Source organism: Prosthecobacter sp., from assembly GCF_014879935.1.
Lineage (GTDB): Bacteria > Verrucomicrobiota > Verrucomicrobiia > Verrucomicrobiales > Verrucomicrobiaceae > Prosthecobacter.
Map to the genome: position 1 here is coordinate 1 of NZ_JACSRD010000142.1, position 16,771 is coordinate 16,771.

A 16,771-nucleotide genomic window follows, 5' to 3' on the forward strand; every position below is an offset into this window, starting at 1 on the left:
GCGGGGTCGCATGGAGCTTGTGCGGGGCCGCATGAAGCTTGTGCGGGGTCGCATGGAGCTTGTGCGGGGTCCCATGGCGCTTGTGCGGGGCCGCATGGAGCTTGTGCGGGGTCGCATGGAGCTTGTGCGGGGTCGCATAGCGAGCGTTTAGCGGGCGAGGGTGGCCCGTCTGGCCTGCGTTGGCTGAGTGCGGCAGCGGATCGAACCGCCGCGCTGTCACGGCGGGGTCATAAGGCATTCCTTGATTTTTTTTCACCGGATAAATCCGGCGTAAGTCATTGAGGCTGAATAAAAATAGCAAGGCAGCGTGTTGTAGCGGGTCCGAAGTACTAAAAATTGGCTTGTCATTCACATGGCGAATACCTACAACGCCCCTGCTGGAACGCTCTTTTTGCATGGCTGATGCACACAACCCGCACTATGACGACCCGCTGGTCTTCTACGATGCAGGCTTCTTCTATGCGGATGGCGTCCCGGACATCACCAACCCAACACCTCGAAGGAGCAAACACATGTCATCCATCAGTGCAGGACTCAGCCGTAAGAACCCAGCGCAGCTCATCGCGCTGGCCGACCTCGTCATCCCGAAGCTGGCACCAACCGCGCCGGCCACGCCGCCCATCCCCAACATGGCGGCCAAAGTGACCTCCCTGACCACGAAGCGAGACGCGGCCAAAACCGCGAATGACACCTATGAGGCGGCCAAAGCCGCGCTGGTGGCGCTGAAATCGGCCCGCGACGATGCCGCCGACGACCTGCGCAAGGAGCATGTCTCAGTCATCTCCGCCGTGGAGAGCGAGGCGAAGGGGGACACCACCATGCTGGCTGCCACCGGTTACCCGCTGGCCTCCGCCAGCACTCCATCCACCACGCCTCCGGGACAGATCTTCAACCTGACTCTGACGGCGGGCGACCATGAGGGCACGCTGGACCTGACCTTTGACCCGGAGGCACTGGCGAAGACTTACGAGGTGCAGCTCACCTCGGTGCATCCGGTGGATGGCCCGTGGACCACGATGGCGCAGATCACCACCTCCAGCACCACGCTCACCGGTTTGACCAGCGGGCAGCGCGTGTGGGTGCGCGTGCGGGCCATCGGCTCCAACGGCATGGGTGCCTGGAGCGATCCAGCCACCAAGATCGTGCCCTGAGCCGACTGAGGAAGGAGCGGACCCGCAACGGTCCGCTCCTTTTTTTTGACGCTGAAACCCTGAACCCCATCGCGAACCATGTTTGATCCCGCCGTTCCCCCCAACAATGCCCAGGTGAAAGCCGAGGTGCTGCGCTCGCAGTTCAACGGCCTGAAAGACCTCATCGATGCCCTGGCGGTGATCACGGCTGCGCAGGTGGAGGCGGTGAACACGGTGCCGACCGGAACCTCTGCGAATGCGACGGTGAGTGTCGTGGGCAACGAGCTGCGCTTCACCTTTGACATTCCCGAAGGTCCGCCCGGGGCCGATGGTGCGGAAGGTCCGCAAGGCCCTGCGGGCAGTGACGGCAGCGACGGACCTCCCGGACCGCCCTTTGCCGATGCGGTGGTGGATGTGGTGAACACCTTGCCCGCCGGTGATCCAGCGGCGGTTGGCGTCAACTTCGACGGCAGCCATGTGCGCTTCACCTTTGACCTGCCCACCGGCTTTCCCGGTCCGCAAGGCGATCCCGGCCCGCCCGGCGAAGTCACGGCGGCGGATCTGTCGAATGAGATCGCGCTGGTGACGGCGGGATCGAGCGCGAACAGCAACGGCGTGGACACGCTGAGCCTGAGCCTCAGCGATCCGCCTTCGCAAGGGGAGGTCCAGGCGGTGCTCGACAAACTTAACGAACTCATCCTGGCGCTGCGGCGGCCGTAGCGGTTGAACGGGAATTTCGGCAGATTCCAAGGAATCGAGGCGGAAACCACGGGCGGCACGGATGCGGTGAGAACTGACACTCCACCTGACGAGAGGTCCGGCAAGGGGCAGCCCGGCATTTGCCCAACCTGACGCCATGCAGGTGTTCAATCACGGGACCTTTCAGCACCCGGCCCTCGTGCCGACGAATGGATCGTCAGGCTTCACTGCGGCGGAGATGTCCTTCGGTTCAAGACGGCCACTTTCTCAAGGAACTGACGGCGCACCTCCGGCAGCGGTCGGTTGCCCTTCGCATCAAAAGCCGGGAGGCCGTTCGGATAGCTCGTGACGCAACGCGGGTCAGTTGATGGCATGATTTCAAAGCTCTTGATGAGCATGCTGTAACACTGTTTCGCCAGCCGATGACGGGTGAGCCAGGGCTGGCCTTCCAGCGAGAAACGCGCTCGGGAAACCACCCCGCCCCACGCATAGCTCGCCGCAAACACGAAATTCGCCGTCTGGATGTAAAGGTCACCACTCGTGATCACCAGGATTTTCAAAGGCCCCCTCATCCGCCGGCCATCCACTTCGGGCAGCACCGACTTCAGAAGGCTGCCGATCTCCCACTGCTTTTCAGCCAGCAACCCCGGTGACCGCGTGGCCTCGGGCAAAGGCAGATGTTTCTCATAGACACACGTTGGAATGCCGGTCTCTCGTCGCATCACCTCCGCCACGAAGTCGAGGTCCTCATCCGGCACCTCCCCCACGGGAAGCAGCATCAAAGTGAACACAGGGCCTGTGTCGTGAGCCGTTTCCACACGACAACGCCTTGCCCGGGGAATCAAAGTCCCTTCGGGAACGTAAGGTGCAAACGCATCTGGAGCCGTGTCCTCCGAAATCTGCGAGCCACCCAACCGCGCCATCAAACCATTCCCGCGAGCCGAGCCAGGCTCCATTCTCAGCCCCTTCTCGCAAAACTCCCTGGCCGACGGGATGCGGCCTTTCTCCGCCAGCTCTTCCGCATACGCAAACACCCACCCGGCGTGGTCTGCGGCCATGATCCAATCCTTCAGTGAAAGCACCTTTTCGGCCGCCAGACGGCGGTGCTCGGGATGAAAGACATTCCAATAGGGATGCTTTTCCTTCACCATCACGGCCATGGCCGCCGGAACCAAGAACAAAGGAGCAAGCCACCAAGCCTTGGTCAGCATCGACGTTTCCCGGCGGACGACAGGCAGGTGCGGCAGGTAAAACAGAGCCGCACAACCCAGGATCACCAGCAAGTCCCCCCAGCCAAAACTCCGCCGGAACGTGAAGAAATCGGATTCAGCCATCAAGAGCAGCACCGGCAAACCCAGCAGAAATGCTGGCAGCGCCAGACCTTCGATCATCAAAACAGGGCCTGGCCTCGGCGGCCGGTAAAGGAGCTGCAGCGCTGCCACCTGCTGCTTCGCAGACACGGGATTTGGCGCCAGATCTTCATCCTCATCAGTTGCCCCTTGGTGAAGAGCCTGTTCACGCTCCAGCGCCTGCGTCAATGCCTCCCAGTCCTCGTCCTTCATCTCCACCTGGCAGTGTTCATGCCATAGCTTGACCCAGCGCCAGCCAATGCCAACCCCCAAAAGCAACCAGACCTGCATGCGGTCCACGCGGCCGTACAAGATCAAGAGCAGCAATGCTGGGATTGCCAGTTTCCAAAAGACATACCGTAGCGACCCGCTCATGAACACAGCGCGGCGGAACAGCACCGGTTTCCGGCATTGAAGCGAACTCCAAGATCGAGTTTCATGAGTTTGCGCAGAGGATCACAGCCAGCCGGTTTGATTCAGGCGTCCGGTCAGTTCCATCTGCTTTTCAAGCTGGGCGGCGTAGAGCCCGGCGCGTCGGGCATCCGGGCGGCAGCGGGTGGATTCGTCGAGGGTGACGAGCTGGGAGCAAAGCTGCTCGTAGCTGACCTTGCCGGTTTGATTGCCATGCACATAAGCGGCCTGGATGGCACCGCCGAGAGCGGCCCCTTCGCTCGTGTTCAGCGTGACCACTTCGGCGTTGAAGCAATCGGCGGCGATCTGACGCCAAACGCTGCTCTTGCTGCCGCCGCCGGTCAGGCGGATTTCGGTGGGGTTCATGCCGAGATCGCGGAAACGCTTCAAACCATAGGCCAGGCCGAGCGTGGCGCCTTCCACGGCCGCACGGGCCATGTTGGCAGGCGTCATGTTCGTCGGACGCAGGCCGTGGATGACACCGCTGCCGTTCGGCAGGTTCGGCGTGCGCTCACCATTGAGGTAGGGCAGGAACATCACGCCGTCCGCGCCGGGTTGCGCGGTCTTCACGGCGGCTTCGAGCTGTTTCAAGTCCCAGCGGAACATCTCGCGCACCTGCTCGGTGACGACGGTGACGTTCATGGTGCAGACCAGCGGCAGCCACTGGTCCGTGCTGTCGCAAAACGCGGCCACCTCGCCCTGCCCATCGACCACCGGCGAGTCCGCGACGCCATACAGCGTGCCGCTGGTGCCGAAGCTGGCCGTGACGACGCCCGGCTTGATGTTTCCGGTGCCGATCGCGCCCATCATGTTGTCGCCGCCACCGGCGCTGACGACCACGTCGTAGTTCAGGCCCCATTTCATGGCCAGCTCCTTCCGGATCGTGCCGTGCATCGATCTGGACGAGCCCAGCGGCGGCAGCATCTCACGCACCCGCGGGTCGATGAAGTCGCAGATCTCACAGGCCCACTGGCGCGTGGTCACATTGAGGATGCCCATGCCGGAGGCGTCGCCGTATTCCATGCGCTTCACACCGGTGAGCCAGAAGTTGATGTAGTCGTGCGGCAGCAGGATGGACTTCGTCTTCGCAAAGTTGTCCGGCTCGTTCTGCTTCAGCCACAGCAGCTTCGGGATGGTGTAGCCCGGCAGCATCGCATTGCCAGCGAGGGCGATCACACCCGGCTGGCCGCCGAAATGATGCGCGATCTCCGCGCACTGCGCCTGCGTGGACGTGTCGCACCACAGCTTGGCGGCACGCACCGGCTTGTCATCCGCACCGAGCGCCACGAGGCCGTGCTGCTGGCCGCTGACGCCGATGCCGGCGATCTTCGATTTCTCAGCGCCGAGCTGTTGCAGGCACTGCTGCACACAGGTGTCCACGGCGTCGATCCAGGTCTGCGGATCTTGTTCGAGATGGCCGGGAGGCAGACCTTCGATCAAATCATAGGTCGAATGGCCGGAGGCGAGGATTTTGCCTGTGTCGAGGTCGAGGACGATGGCCTTGCTGCTCTGCGTGCCGCTGTCGATGCCGAGGAAATACATAATGGAGTGGCTGGGAGGTGAGTCGGGAGGTTTTCGGCCAGTTGGTTTCAAGTTCCAAGTTCAAAGTTTCAAGTCAGCCGCTCAATCCTTCGACTGGATGTTTCCTGACTTGCGGATGGCCCGCAGCAGCCGCCAGCCGAGAAACAGCGACACGCCGTAGCCCAGCGCTCCGAACACGGACACGCCATACAGCAGCGGCTTTGCATCCCGGCTCCACAGCTCGCTGGAACCGAGAAAAATCGCCGCGGTGAGCACGCCGAGCACGAGGCGGTTGATGATCGGATCGAGATGACGGTGATCCAGATGCACCGTGAGGGTGCCATCACGAAAACGGGAGAGCAATTCGGCCAGATCACGCGGCAGCGCCTTCAACAAGCGGTCCCAGGCGCGATAGGTGCGGCGGGTGCGCCGGGCGATGCGGCCGGGCGAGAAACGCCGCAGCAGAAGACGCGAACAATACGGCTGCATCAGCTCCGTGAGGCTCACGTCCGGGCTGAATCGACGCGAGGTGCCCTCCAGAACGATGATCGTCTTCAACAGCATCGCCAGCGCAGGCGGCAGCACGATGTGATGACGACGGATGATCTCGACGAGATTCGAAAGCGCCGCGCCGACGTGGATGTCGGTGAGCGGATGGCCGGTGTAATCCGCCATGAACTCCTGCAGGTCTGTGCGCAGCTTGTCACGAGAGCAGGTGGAGGGCACCGCACCGAGGCTCAGCACCTGCTCGGACACGACGGCGGAGTCATTTTCCACGATGCCGACGATGAGCGCCTCCACCTCGTCACGCAGGTCTTCATCAATGCGGCCCACCATGCCGCAATCAATCACGCCGACGACATTTCCCGGCAGCAGGATGAGGTTTCCCGGATGCGGATCCGCGTGGTAGAAGCCGTCACGGAAGACCATTTCGAGGTACATGTTCGCCCCACGTTTGGCAAACTCGCCCAGATCCTCCCCGCACTGCTGGAGGGCCTCAATGTCGGTGCCGCGGATGCCTTCGAGGCGCTCCATCGTCACGACCTGGTGGGAGCAGAACTCGCCGAACACCTCCGGGATGCACACGTTCGGGTCATCGATGAAGTTGCGGCCGAACTCCTCCAGATTCCGGCGCTCGTAGGTGAAATCGAGCTCGCGCAGCAAGGTGCGGCGGAACTGGCGCACGATGGCCACCGGCTGGTAGGAGCGCAGTGCGGGCGAATGCTTCTCCAGCAGTTCCGCCAGCGCCTGCACGATCTCCAGATCGGTCGCCGCCTGTTCGGCAACACCGGCGCGGCGCACTTTGACCACGACACTCTGCCCGGAAGGCAAAACTGCCGCGTGCACCTGGGCGATGGAGGCGGCGGCCAGCGGAATGTCATCGAACTCGGCGAACAGCTCATCGAGCGGCTGCCCCAGTTCCTTTTCGATGGTCGCACGGGCGGTTTCGGCGCTGTCGGGCGGGATGCTGCATTGCAGTTGTGACAGCTCTTCGGTCAGATCCGGGCCCAGGAGGTCGGAGCGGGTGCTGAGCATCTGCCCCAACTTGATGAAGGTGGTGCCGAGTTCGGTCAGCGCCATGCGCACCCGTGCCGCGGTGGTCACATCGCCCGTCAGGGAATGCCCGTCCGCGCTTTTGAAGCGATCCTGCAGCCAGGTGTATTGAAAGCCGCCGAAAAGATCGGCCAGTCCATACTTGCCCAGCACCGCCGCGATCTCCGCGATGCGTTTGGCATGGCGTTCCAGACGGGCGAGGGCGTCGATCTTCATGATGGCACCGACTTTCTGCGGAAACGACGGCCTGACAACGCGTAACTCGGCACGCGCCGGAAGGTGAGCGCCGCGTCAGGCCTTCTTCACCTTCACACGCGGCGTGCCCGGCTTGCCCACCTCATCCGCCGCGCGGACGCTCTCTGATTTCATGCGCACCCGGGCCAGCCGGATCGACTCCACCTGCGTGATGAGCGGAGCGCCATACGCGGTGCCGGCAGCAGCGGCTTCCGCGGCTGCCTGGGCGATGTTTTGGGACAAGGACGACTGCTGCTCACGCAAACCGGCTGCCTGGCGCTCCAACTCAGCCAGTTCCTCACGCGCGGCGCCGACTTTGGCCGCCAGCGCCTGATTTTCAGATGCGAGCGCCTGCGCCTCCCGTGCATCTTCTTCATGCTTCTCCGCACGACGCCTCGCCTCGGCGATTTGAGACGTGGTGCTGGCGACCGTGCTCTCCGCCTCGCGCAGCCGCTGCTCGATCGCAGACAGGCGCAATCTGGCGTCGGCATGCTGCTGCTGCGTCTCAGCAAGCTGCTGCTGCGCGGTCGTCAGCTCGGCCGTCAAACCTGCCAGCGTCTGCCGTTCGCGTTCCACTGCCGCCTTGGTTTCCTCCAGGCGGCCGGTTTCGGCGGCAGATGCGGCACGCACGTCTTTCAGCGCCGTTTCCACCTGGTGCTGATCACGAGTCAGCTGCGCATGCCGGGACTCGAGTTCAAGAACCCGGGCCTCGATCTGGCCGCGTTTCGTCTCCAGCTCATCACAAGCCTGGGAAAGGGCGGAATGCCGGTTTTCTGTCTCCTGGTGGCGCAACTGGGCTTCCAGCAGCTTCTTCTCGCTGCCGCTGAGCTCCTCCACGCGGGATTCGACGAGTGAGAGTTCCTTCGCGAGGCCTTCGAGCTGCTCGATCTTCTTCTCAGTGACCTTCACCTGCTCCTCGCGGGCCGCGTCCAGCCGGCGATTTTCCTCCAGGCGGTTCTCGTTCTCGATGATCTGCTCCCGCAGCGTGTTGAGCACGGATTCATCCTGCTCGCATTCATCACGCACTTGTTTGATGCGGGCGCTGACAGCCGCGAACTCCTGTTCCGCGGTGGCTTCGGCGTCCTTCACCTGCCGGAGGGCGTTCTGGCGGGTGTCATGCTGCTCCGTGAGGGTCTGAACCGCAGCGGACAGCTCCGCGTGTCGTGTGGAAAGCGTTTCAACGGCCGCCAGCCACTCGCGGTGCGCATTCTCAGCCTGCTTCACCGCGTCCTTGACGGGCCCCAGCCGCTTTTCGTCCGCCTGGAGGGATTCGATGCGCGAGAGATACAGCGCACGTTCCTTCTCCGCCCGGACTTCCCAGTCGCGCAATTGCTTCTCCGCCGTCTCGATCTCCGCCTTCAATTGCGCCTTTCGCAGCTCGAGCTTCGCAACGTCGTCCGCCGTGGAGGGTGGTTCAGCCGTTTTCACCGGCGGAGCTTCCGTTGGCGGGGCCTCCGGCTGTTTAGGCTTGGCAGGCTCCATGTCCTCCAGGTCGAGGCGGCCGACGAGCGGCCCAAACGCCAGCTTGTCCCCATGCAGCAGCGTGCAGCTCATCTGGCGCTCGCCGTTCACGAAGGTGCCTGACTCGGACTTCAAATCGAAGACCTGGATGCTGCCATCGGCATTTTGCAGCAATTCGGCATGCTGCATGGAGATGCGTTCATCATCCACCATCACGTCATTGTCCTCGGCACGCCCGATGGTGACGCGTTCCGTGAGTGGAACCACCACTTCCTGACCGTCTTCGAGAACAAACGTGATTTTTGCCATGTGGAGAGTGGTTTTGATTTTTACAGAAGGCGATGGCGGGCGCGGAATCAATCTGGCATTTGGCACGGGACGACAAAATCAGCGACGCAAGCCGCATGCCATGAGGCCGTTACGTCTGACTGCTGAACTCCGCTGATTTTTTCAGGACACGATCCAGCACGGCCTCGTGATTCTTCAACTCGGTGTGCACCAGGTCGGCCTGCTGGCGCAACTCGCTGCGATGACGCTCCGCCTCGGTGATGTCGGCGCGGATCTCGACCAGCTTGCGTTCGAGTTCCGCCAGCCGCTCACGCCGTTTGTCCTCCTCCGCCTGGGAGATCTCCAGGGTGCGTGTCAGGGCGTGATGGCGCTCCTCGTCCTGACGGATCTTGAGTTCCAGGACGCGGAGATGCTCCCGCATCATCGCCTCAGCGGCAGGATTGGCCCGACCGTGCGACTCCTGGCGGGTGCGTTCGAGGCGGAGCTGCTCCAGCCGTGTCTCCTCACGCTGCACGTTTTCACGCAGATGGTTCAGGCGTGAGCGCAGGGTCGTCTCCTGCGCCTTGCCGGGCAGCAGCACGCTGCCGGTCCCCGGGCGCGGTTTTCCGGTGTCCGTTGGGGATGCGATGGGAGGAACGGCGGCGGCCGGCGGCGGCACTTCGGCTCCAACGGCGCGTGCCTGGCTGCGGGCGGCATTGATGAGGTCTGACAGCCCGGCTTTTTCCTTCTCAATCTCATGCCACAGCATGCGTGCCTCCGGCGAATCCTGCGGCAGCGCCGCGAGACGCGCGTAGAGCTGGTCCATGGCGTCCTTCCACTCGCGCAGCGGTGTCAGCCGTGAGATCAGCTCCGCCAGATCGCGCCGTCCTTCCTCCAGACGCGTGGTGATCTGCTGCATCTCCGCGCTGTGGGTCTTCTGCGCCTCGTCGGCAAGCTGGCGCACCTCTTCAAAGCGTGCCCGTGCGGCACGTTCGGTCGTCGCCAGTCGCGCCAATTCCCCTCGCAGATCCTTTTCCCGCGCCCGAAGGACTTCAAGACGGCCTTCAGCGGCCGCCTCGTCCCCTTCCAGCTCGCGCAGGGCCGAACGGTGCTCGATGAAACGCTTCTCGTCCTCCGCATGCTGTTTTTCCAGGGCGGCCAGTTGCTGCGTGACCTCCTTCAATTTCTGCTCGGCGGCAGACAGCTCCTCACAGCGCTGCTCCAGCTCCTTGCGGCGTGTCTCGGCCTGCTGCAGGCGTTTGGATTCGGCGGCCAGGTTCGTCTCACAAGCGGCAAGCTGGTCCCGCGAGCGCTGCAACGACGCCTCCACGGTCTGATGCATGCCGCGTGCCTCCTCGGTGGCGGTGGTGAGCTGCTCGTGGTGCTTTTGCAAGGCGTCCACCCGTGCCGCCGCGTCCCTGGCGGTCGTTTCGGCCCGCTGATGCTCCTGGGTGAGCGTGGTGATGGCCGCGGCCAGCTCCGTGTGCCGCGACTCCGCCTCATGCAGCCGCGCCAGCGCCTGTTCGAGCCGTTCCTCCGTTCCGCTGAGTTCCTTGATGTGCGCCTCCAGTTGCGTGCGGCGCTGCGCAAAGCCCTCCAGCTTTCGTTCCGCCGTCTTCACCTGGTCCTCCCGCGCCTCGGCGAGTTCCACCTTCTCCTGGCAGCGCTGCTCCAAGTCGGCCAGTTTCTGCCGCAGATCCGCGAGCACCGCCTCGTCAGTCGCGCATTCATCACGCAACTGCTGCACATGGGCGAGTTGCTGGTCGCGATGCGCCGCCAGGCTGTCGATCTCCTGCCTCAAGACACCTTCATCCTGCCCGAGCTGCTGCAACTCCAAAGCCTTCTGCCCGATCTGCGATGTGACGAGCTGCAGCGAGGCGGTTTTCTCATCGTGCTGGACGGAAAGGTCCTGGATCGCCTTCAACCAGCCGCCGTGAGCGGCCTCCGCCTGCGCCACGGATGCATTGACGGGAACGAGCCGCTCCTCCGCCGAACGCAGGGCCTCCACGCGTGTGCTGAGCGCGTGCCGTTCCTTCTCCGCAGCCACCTGCCAGGCGGTGAATTCCTCCCGCGCGGCAGCGATCTCGGTCAGCAGCCGGGCTTTGTCCGATTCCAGCCGGGCCAGTTCCTCACGCCGGGCCGTCATGCGTTGCCGGGCCTCCTCCTCGCTCTGCAAGCGGGCTTTCTCCTCCTCCAGACGCACCGATTCGTCACGCAGACGGGCCTGCTGCCGTGCCAGCAACTCATCCGGCGGGAGCGTGGTGGCCCGGTCGGTGGCGCTGCCGTTGCGGCGCGTGCCTTTGCCCTTTTTGCGCGGGCCGATCCTGCTGTTGTTCGGCTGTGCGCCATCGAACTGGCTGACCGTGCCGCCATTCAGGCCGTGGTCTTCGAGATCAAGCACGGCCTCCAGCGGGCCGAAGGACAGCCTGGCGCCATTCAACGCGGTGCCGCTGCGCACGCGTTCCCCGTTGAGAAACGTTCCGGCGGTGGAGTCCGAATCAAACACCTGCACGCTGCCGTCCGCGTTGCGCACCAGCTCGGCATGCCGTTTGGAGATGCGTTCGTCATCGACCACGATGTCGTTGTCATCCGCACGTCCCAAGGTGATCCGCTCCGCCAGGGCGACCACGATCTGCTGTCCATCTTCGAGAACAAAAGTGAGCTTTGCCATGATTGCGCGTTTCCTGGCTGCGGGAGGGCGGTACCAAACCCGAAACCCGTGGTGGAAGCAAACAACCAATTATTTTTGGAGGAGCATCCAAAATGCCGCCGCAATGCGATGAAGCATTCCCTGATGTCGCAACGACTCCAGACAGCCTCAGATGAACCGGCGGGCGATCTGCGTGTAGAACGCCAGCGCGGCCTCGACCTCCGCGCATTCGACGAATTCCACGGCGGCGTGCGCCTGGTCAATGCTGCCGGGGCCAAACAGGATGGTGGGAATGCCAAGGCGGGAGAATTTGCTGGCATCGCTGCCAAACGGAACGCCGCACACGCCGTCCTCGCGGCTCATGCCGTGCAGCACCTCGCGGGCGAGATGAACGAGCGGCGTGTTTTCATCGGTCTGGAACGACCAGTCCTGCAGCATCGGCTTTTCCATCTCTGCCACGACTTCGGGATGACGGCGCATGAGGTCATCGAGCAAGACTTGGTATTGCGCGAGAACGGGCTCAACCTCCTCGCCAGGAAGCAGACGGCGGTCGATCTCGATCACGGCCTCGTCGGGCACGAAATTGACCTGCACGCCGCCGTGGATGACGCCGACGTTGCAAGTCGCCGGCCCGAGCAGCGGATGACCCGCCGATTGCACCCGTTCGTGGTCTTCCTGAATGGCGAGGACGACGCGGGCCATCGCGGTGATGGCGTTGATGCCGAGATGCGGCTTCGAGCTGTGCGCCGCTTTGCCTTTGGTGCGAATGCGCCAGCGCAGGACGCCTTTGCTGGCGATCACGCAGCGGAATTCCGTCGGTTCTGCGACCACGGCGGCGACGGCATCCAGTCCTTCGCACAGTTTGACCACGCCACGGAAGGAATACTCCTCATCGACCACGGCGGCGAGCCAGAGCTCGCACGGCGGCAGCTCGCCGCTGGCGTGGATGTCCGCCACGGCATGCATCATCGCGGCCAGGCCGGCCTTGTCATCGACGGAACCGCGTCCATGCAGCTTCCCGTCGCGAATCACGGGATCGAAGGGATCAATCGTCATGCCTTTGATCGAAACGGTGTCCATGTGGGCCTCGAAGACCATGCGGCGTGCCGGATCGCGGCCGGGAACGCGGGCGATGACGTTGTTGCGGCCGGGAAACACCTCCTGCTCCCACACTTCGATGCCGCGTTGCTCGAAAAAGCGCCGCACATACGCCGCGCAGTCCTTTTCACCGGGCCCGCCCTCGTAGGAGCTGTTGATGCTGTTGATGCGGACGAGATCGGCCAGGGTCTGGAGCACGGAAGACATGCCGCCAGCGTAGCGGGTGCTCCGCAGACGGCAAGAAGGCCCGCGACGGAGCGTATTTTTTGCGTCCCATGAAGGCCTCAAAACCCATCGCCCTCGTGATCGCGTTGCAGACCGGCATCGCGGGTTCCGCCGCAGCCGCTGACGACGCCAAGATCGCCTTCTTCGAAAAGACCATCCGGCCGATCCTGATCAACCGTTGTTATGAATGCCACTCCGTCGAAGCTGGCAAGAGCAAGGGCGGGCTGGAGCTGGACTCACGCGACGGCATGCTCAAAGGCGGCGACAGCGGGCCTTCGGTCATCGCCGGCGATCCGGACAAGAGCCGCATCATCGAGTCCGTCCGCTATCACAATCAAGACCTGCAGATGCCGCCCAAAGGAGCGATGCCGGCCGCCGAGGTGAAGGCGCTGGAGGAATGGGTGAAGATGGGCGCTCCCGATCCGCGGGAGGCCGTGGCGTCCACCAAACAGCATGCGCCACGCGTGATCGACATCGCCGCAGGCAGCCAGCACTGGGCTTTCCGCCCGATTCAAACGCCGAAGGTGCCCGCAGCGAAGGCCGCCAACCCGATTGATTCGTTTGTCGGTGAAAAACTCGCCGCCAAGGGCCTCAAACTCGCGCCTCAGGCAGACAAACGCACGCTGATCCGCCGGGCGACGTTTGATCTGACCGGCCTGCCTCCCACACCGGAGGAAATCGACGCGTTCCTGGCTGACACTTCGCCGGACGCCTTCGCGAAGGTGGTGGACCGGCTGCTGCGCTCGCCGCATTACGGCGAAAAGTGGGGCCGGCACTGGCTGGATGTGGCCCGCTACTCAGACTCGAACGGCCTCGATGAAAACATCGCGCTGGGAACGGCCTGGCGTTATCGCGACTACGTCGTGCGGTCGTTCAACGCGGACAAGCCCTTCGACCAGTTCCTGACCGAACAGCTCGCAGGTGATCTGCTGGAGTCCAAGGACGTGCCGACACGCCAAGAACGCGTGACGGCGACCGCCTTCCTCAATCTCGGTGCCAAAGTCCTCGCCGAACCGGACAAGGAGAAGCTCGCCATGGATGTGATCGACGAGCAGATCGACGTCATGGGCCGCGCCTTCATGGGAATGACGCTGGGCTGCGTGCGCTGCCATGATCACAAGTTCGATCCCATCCCGCAGACGGACTACTACGCGCTGGCCGCGATCTTCAAAAGCACGCAGAGCTTCAGCCTGGACCGCATCGGTGCCCTGAGCACGGCGTATGAGGCCCCCATGGGCAGCTTCGAGGACTTCGCGGCCGTGAAATCGTCCGAGCGAGTGCTGAAGGAGCAGAGAAGTGCCGTTTCCAAAGCCGAGGCGGAGGCCAACAAGGCGTTGAGGGAGGAAGCCCGTGAGCGTGCGGTCGATTACCTCATGGCCGCATGCGAACTGCCTGCGGCGGCGACTCTGAGCCAGGCGCGGCCGGTGGCGGAGAAGCATGGCCTGCGGGCGCACATCCTGCTGAACTGCCGCGTGTATCTGGCGGCGAATGAAACGAACCAGTTCTTCAAGCCCTGGCAGGATGCGCTGAAGGCCAAAGGCAGCGCCCAGGGCCTGCGCCCTTACTACAAGGCCATCTTCAATGCGGCGGCGAAGATCAAGGTGGGGCCGAAAGACACTCCCACGGACTCGCTGCTGCACCAAGCCCGCGCCGAACTGGACAAGGCCGCCGGCTTCCTGGCGCTGCCACCAGAGCCGATCGTTCTTTATTCCAAGGAGGTCGCAGAGAAGGTCACCGCACTCAAGGACACCATGATGACCACGGAGAGCAATCTCCCCGACCTCCCGACCACGCTGGCGGTCGCGGAAGCCGCAAAAGTGGTCAACGAGCTGCCGGTCCACATCCGGGGCAATCACCTCTCGCTGGGCAAGCCCGTGAAGCGTGGGGTCATCCAGGTGATGCAGGCCTCGCTGAAGTCGCAGCCCAAGTTTCCTACGCATCAAAGCGGCCGCCTGGAGCTCGCCCGCTGGCTGGGCAGCGCGGATCACCCGCTCACCTCTCGAGTGATCGCGAACCGCATCTGGTCCTGGCATTTCAACCATGGCATCGTGCCGACGACCGATAACTTCGGCCTGCTTGGCCAGAAACCAACTCATCCCGAGTTGCTCGACTGGCTGGCACGCTGGTTCACGACGAACGGCTGGAGCTTCAAGGACATGCACCGGCTGATCATGAGCTCGCGCGTGTATCAGCAAAGTTCCGCTGTGGATGCCGCGGCAGCAGAGGCCGATCCGGAGAACCTGCTGCTGCATCACTTCCCTGTGCGCCGTCTGGAGGCGGAGGAAGTGCGTGACGCCCTTCTGCACGTCGCGGGCAAACTGGACCGCAGCATCGGCGGAAAGACGATCCCTCGCCGCAATCGTGAGTTCGTCTTCAACCACACCTCAAAGGATTTCACAACCTATGGCAGCCCAAGGCGGGCGCTTTATCTGCCGATCATCCGCAACAACCTCTACGACCTCTTTCAGCAGTTCGATTATCCCGATCCGGCCACAAGCACGGGCCTGCGCAACAGCTCCGTCGTCTCGCCCCAGGCCCTGCTGATGATGAACAGCGATCTCGCCACCGACGCGGCACGTTCTTTCGCCAGCCGTCTGCAAAACACCTCCCCGGACACCGAGGCACGGCTGCGTGCCGCCTACCGCCTCGCCTGCGCTCGTGAGGCGACCGACGAGGATGTGCGCCGCGCCGTGGATTTCCTCAAAGCCACGAATGCGGCGCTGAATTCCAGCCAGCAGGACTCCGAACAACGGGATCAAGCATCCTGGGCGCTGCTGTGCCAGGCGCTCATGATGAGCAACGAGTTCATCTACCTGCGGTGAAGTTCGAGCAAGACGTTGCTTGACCTCGCGTCTCAAACGGGGACGTAATTGGCCGCCGCCGTGGACCTCAAGCTCGTCAATCATGAAATCCTGCTCTCCTTCTGGAAGGTGCATGTCCTGCACCACGCCGCGGAGGGGGAGGTGATTGGCAACTGGATGCTCGAAGAGCTGCGCCACCACGGCTACGACGTCAGCCCCGGCACGCTCTACCCGCTGCTCAAGCGCATGGAGAAAAACGGCTGGCTCACCTCCACCGCGGATGAATCGCGCGGCCCGAAGGCTCCGCGCAGATACAAGATCACCAAAGAAGGCCGCGAGGTGCTCAAGGTGGTGCGCAAGCAGCTCCGCGAGCTCGGTGTCGAGGTCTCGGAGTAGCCGGAGCTGGCACCCGGGCTTTGTGACGTGTTGGTCATGAAATCAGCGGTTGAACTTCTATTACGGCGGCCGTAATGGAAGACATGGAAACACTCGTTATCGTCCTCTGTGCTTTCGTCGCGTCCGGATTGACGTTGCTGTCGGGATTCGGGCTGGGCACGCTGCTGATGCCGGTGGTGGCATTGTTCTTTCCCGTGGAGATCGCCGTGTCCGTGACGGCGGTGGTGCATCTGGCGAACAATCTGTTCAAGCTCGCCCTCGTGGGCTGGCGGGCGGATCGCGGTGTGGTGCTGCGCTTTGGCATTCCGGCCGTCCTCGCGGCGTTTGCGGGCTCGCTGACGCTGGGTTGGCTGGCGCATCTGCCGCCGTTGGCGGAGTATTCGCTCATGGGACGCACGCTGGCCGTGGTGCCGGTGAAACTGACTGTCGGGCTGCTGATCCTGGGCTTTGTGGCGATGGAGCTTTCACCCGCGATGGCGGCCTGGCGCTTCGATGCGCGGCTGCTGCCGGTCGGCGGATGCGTCTCCGGCTTTTTCGGAGGTTTGTCGGGCAATCAGGGCGCGTTTCGCAGCATGTTCCTGCTCAAAACGGGCCTCTCGAAGGAGCAATTCATCGCCACCGGCGTGGTGCTGGCGGTGATCGTCGATCTGGCGCGGATGCCGGTCTATGGCGTCGCGTTTTTCAAGTCAGGTCCGCCGGTGGATCTCATGCTTGTGGTGGTGGCCAGTCTGTCCGCGTTCGCCGGTTCGTTCCTCGCCGCCCGGTTGCTGAAAAAGCTCACCATCCGCTCGCTCCAGGTCATTGTCGGAACGCTGCTCATCCTGGTGGCCTTCGGGATGATCACCGGTGTTTTGTGAACCCTCGTTGCCGCCGCTAGATTTTTTCGCATTTGATGGAAAGAAGCTTGAATCCACGCGTTTTACGCGGCCCGTAATCGCTCCCCGATAAAACGGCACTTCCCGTCCCGCTTTCGTC

12 protein-coding genes are annotated in these 16,771 nt (G+C 63.3%); 5 read left to right on the forward strand and 7 right to left on the reverse strand.

Annotated features, from left to right (window positions below; genetic code table 11):
- A partial coding sequence (locus tag IAE77_RS12855) for a hypothetical protein (protein WP_294227075.1) occupies positions 1-397 on the reverse strand: 397 nt, incomplete at its 3' end.
- Here IAE77_RS12855 and IAE77_RS12860 point away from each other — a divergent pair.
- Both IAE77_RS12860 and IAE77_RS12865 read left to right on the forward strand, forming a co-directional pair.
- Entirely contained in the window at positions 396-1,151 is a 756-nt protein-coding gene (locus tag IAE77_RS12860) for a hypothetical protein (RefSeq protein ID WP_294227077.1), read from the forward strand. The genes IAE77_RS12855 and IAE77_RS12860 overlap by 2 nt on opposite strands.
- Positions 1,152-1,229: 78 nt before the next feature.
- Positions 1,230-1,850 carry a collagen-like protein gene (locus IAE77_RS12865; protein ID WP_294227078.1) on the forward strand — a complete coding sequence of 207 codons (621 nt, stop codon included), beginning with the start codon at positions 1,230-1,232 and terminating at the stop codon, positions 1,848-1,850.
- A gap of 203 nt (positions 1,851-2,053) precedes the next feature.
- Here the strand turns inward: IAE77_RS12865 and IAE77_RS12870 are convergent, their stop codons facing one another.
- The 6 genes from IAE77_RS12870 to IAE77_RS12895 all read right to left on the reverse strand — a co-directional run bounded on the left by IAE77_RS12870 (position 2,054) and on the right by IAE77_RS12895 (position 12,581).
- Positions 2,054-3,496, reverse strand: a complete 1,443-nt coding sequence (locus IAE77_RS12870; RefSeq protein WP_294227080.1) for a hypothetical protein — start codon at positions 3,494-3,496, stop codon at positions 2,054-2,056.
- Between the two features lie 138 nt (positions 3,497-3,634).
- Positions 3,635-5,131, reverse strand: coding sequence for a xylulokinase (gene xylB / locus IAE77_RS12875; RefSeq protein ID WP_294227082.1), 1,497 nt, complete (start codon positions 5,129-5,131; stop codon positions 3,635-3,637).
- A gap of 81 nt (positions 5,132-5,212) precedes the next feature.
- Positions 5,213-6,880: an AarF/UbiB family protein gene (locus IAE77_RS12880; protein ID WP_294227083.1), complete on the reverse strand. Its 1,668-nt coding sequence runs from the start codon at positions 6,878-6,880 to the stop codon at positions 5,213-5,215.
- Between the two features lie 75 nt (positions 6,881-6,955).
- Positions 6,956-8,668, reverse strand: coding sequence for an FHA domain-containing protein (locus IAE77_RS12885; protein ID WP_294227084.1), 1,713 nt, complete (start codon positions 8,666-8,668; stop codon positions 6,956-6,958).
- Positions 8,669-8,777: 109 nt separating this feature from the next.
- Positions 8,778-11,297, reverse strand: a complete 2,520-nt coding sequence (locus IAE77_RS12890; RefSeq protein ID WP_294227086.1) for an FHA domain-containing protein — start codon at positions 11,295-11,297, stop codon at positions 8,778-8,780.
- A 147-nt stretch (positions 11,298-11,444) separates the two neighbouring features.
- The gene (locus IAE77_RS12895) at positions 11,445-12,581 is read right to left on the reverse strand and encodes a M20 family metallopeptidase (protein WP_294227088.1); all 1,137 of its coding nucleotides are present in this window, start codon (positions 12,579-12,581) and stop codon (positions 11,445-11,447) included.
- A 68-nt stretch (positions 12,582-12,649) separates the two neighbouring features.
- Between IAE77_RS12895 and IAE77_RS12900 the strand changes: the two genes are divergently transcribed.
- The 3 genes from IAE77_RS12900 (at position 12,650) to IAE77_RS12910 (ending at position 16,653) form a co-directional block, all read left to right on the forward strand.
- Positions 12,650-15,421, forward strand: a complete 2,772-nt coding sequence (locus tag IAE77_RS12900) for a PSD1 and planctomycete cytochrome C domain-containing protein (RefSeq protein WP_294227090.1) — start codon at positions 12,650-12,652, stop codon at positions 15,419-15,421.
- 60 nt (positions 15,422-15,481) lie between these two features.
- Positions 15,482-15,796 (forward strand): PadR family transcriptional regulator, encoded by a 315-nt coding sequence (locus IAE77_RS12905; RefSeq protein WP_294227092.1) that lies wholly within the window; start codon positions 15,482-15,484, stop codon positions 15,794-15,796.
- 83 nt (positions 15,797-15,879) lie between these two features.
- Positions 15,880-16,653: a sulfite exporter TauE/SafE family protein gene (locus IAE77_RS12910; RefSeq protein WP_294227094.1), complete on the forward strand. Its 774-nt coding sequence runs from the start codon at positions 15,880-15,882 to the stop codon at positions 16,651-16,653.
- Positions 16,654-16,771: the final 118 nt, after the last annotated feature.

Bases quoted from the DNA above. Each gene is read 5' to 3' on its own strand.
- IAE77_RS12910 (WP_294227094.1), top strand. From the start codon at position 15,880: ATGGAAACACTCGTTATCGTCCTCTGTGCTTTCGTCGCGTCCGGATTG.
- IAE77_RS12900 (WP_294227090.1), top strand. From the start codon at position 12,650: ATGAAGGCCTCAAAACCCATCGCCCTCGTGATCGCGTTGCAGACCGGC.
- IAE77_RS12865 (WP_294227078.1), top strand. From the start codon at position 1,230: ATGTTTGATCCCGCCGTTCCCCCCAACAATGCCCAGGTGAAAGCCGAG.
- IAE77_RS12885 (WP_294227084.1), bottom strand. From the start codon at position 8,668: ATGGCAAAAATCACGTTTGTTCTCGAAGACGGTCAGGAAGTGGTGGTT.
- IAE77_RS12895 (WP_294227088.1), bottom strand. From the start codon at position 12,581: ATGTCTTCCGTGCTCCAGACCCTGGCCGATCTCGTCCGCATCAACAGC.
- IAE77_RS12890 (WP_294227086.1), bottom strand. From the start codon at position 11,297: ATGGCAAAGCTCACTTTTGTTCTCGAAGATGGACAGCAGATCGTGGTC.
- IAE77_RS12880 (WP_294227083.1), bottom strand. From the start codon at position 6,880: ATGAAGATCGACGCCCTCGCCCGTCTGGAACGCCATGCCAAACGCATC.
- IAE77_RS12860 (WP_294227077.1), top strand. From the start codon at position 396: ATGGCTGATGCACACAACCCGCACTATGACGACCCGCTGGTCTTCTAC.
- xylB (WP_294227082.1), bottom strand. From the start codon at position 5,131: ATGTATTTCCTCGGCATCGACAGCGGCACGCAGAGCAGCAAGGCCATC.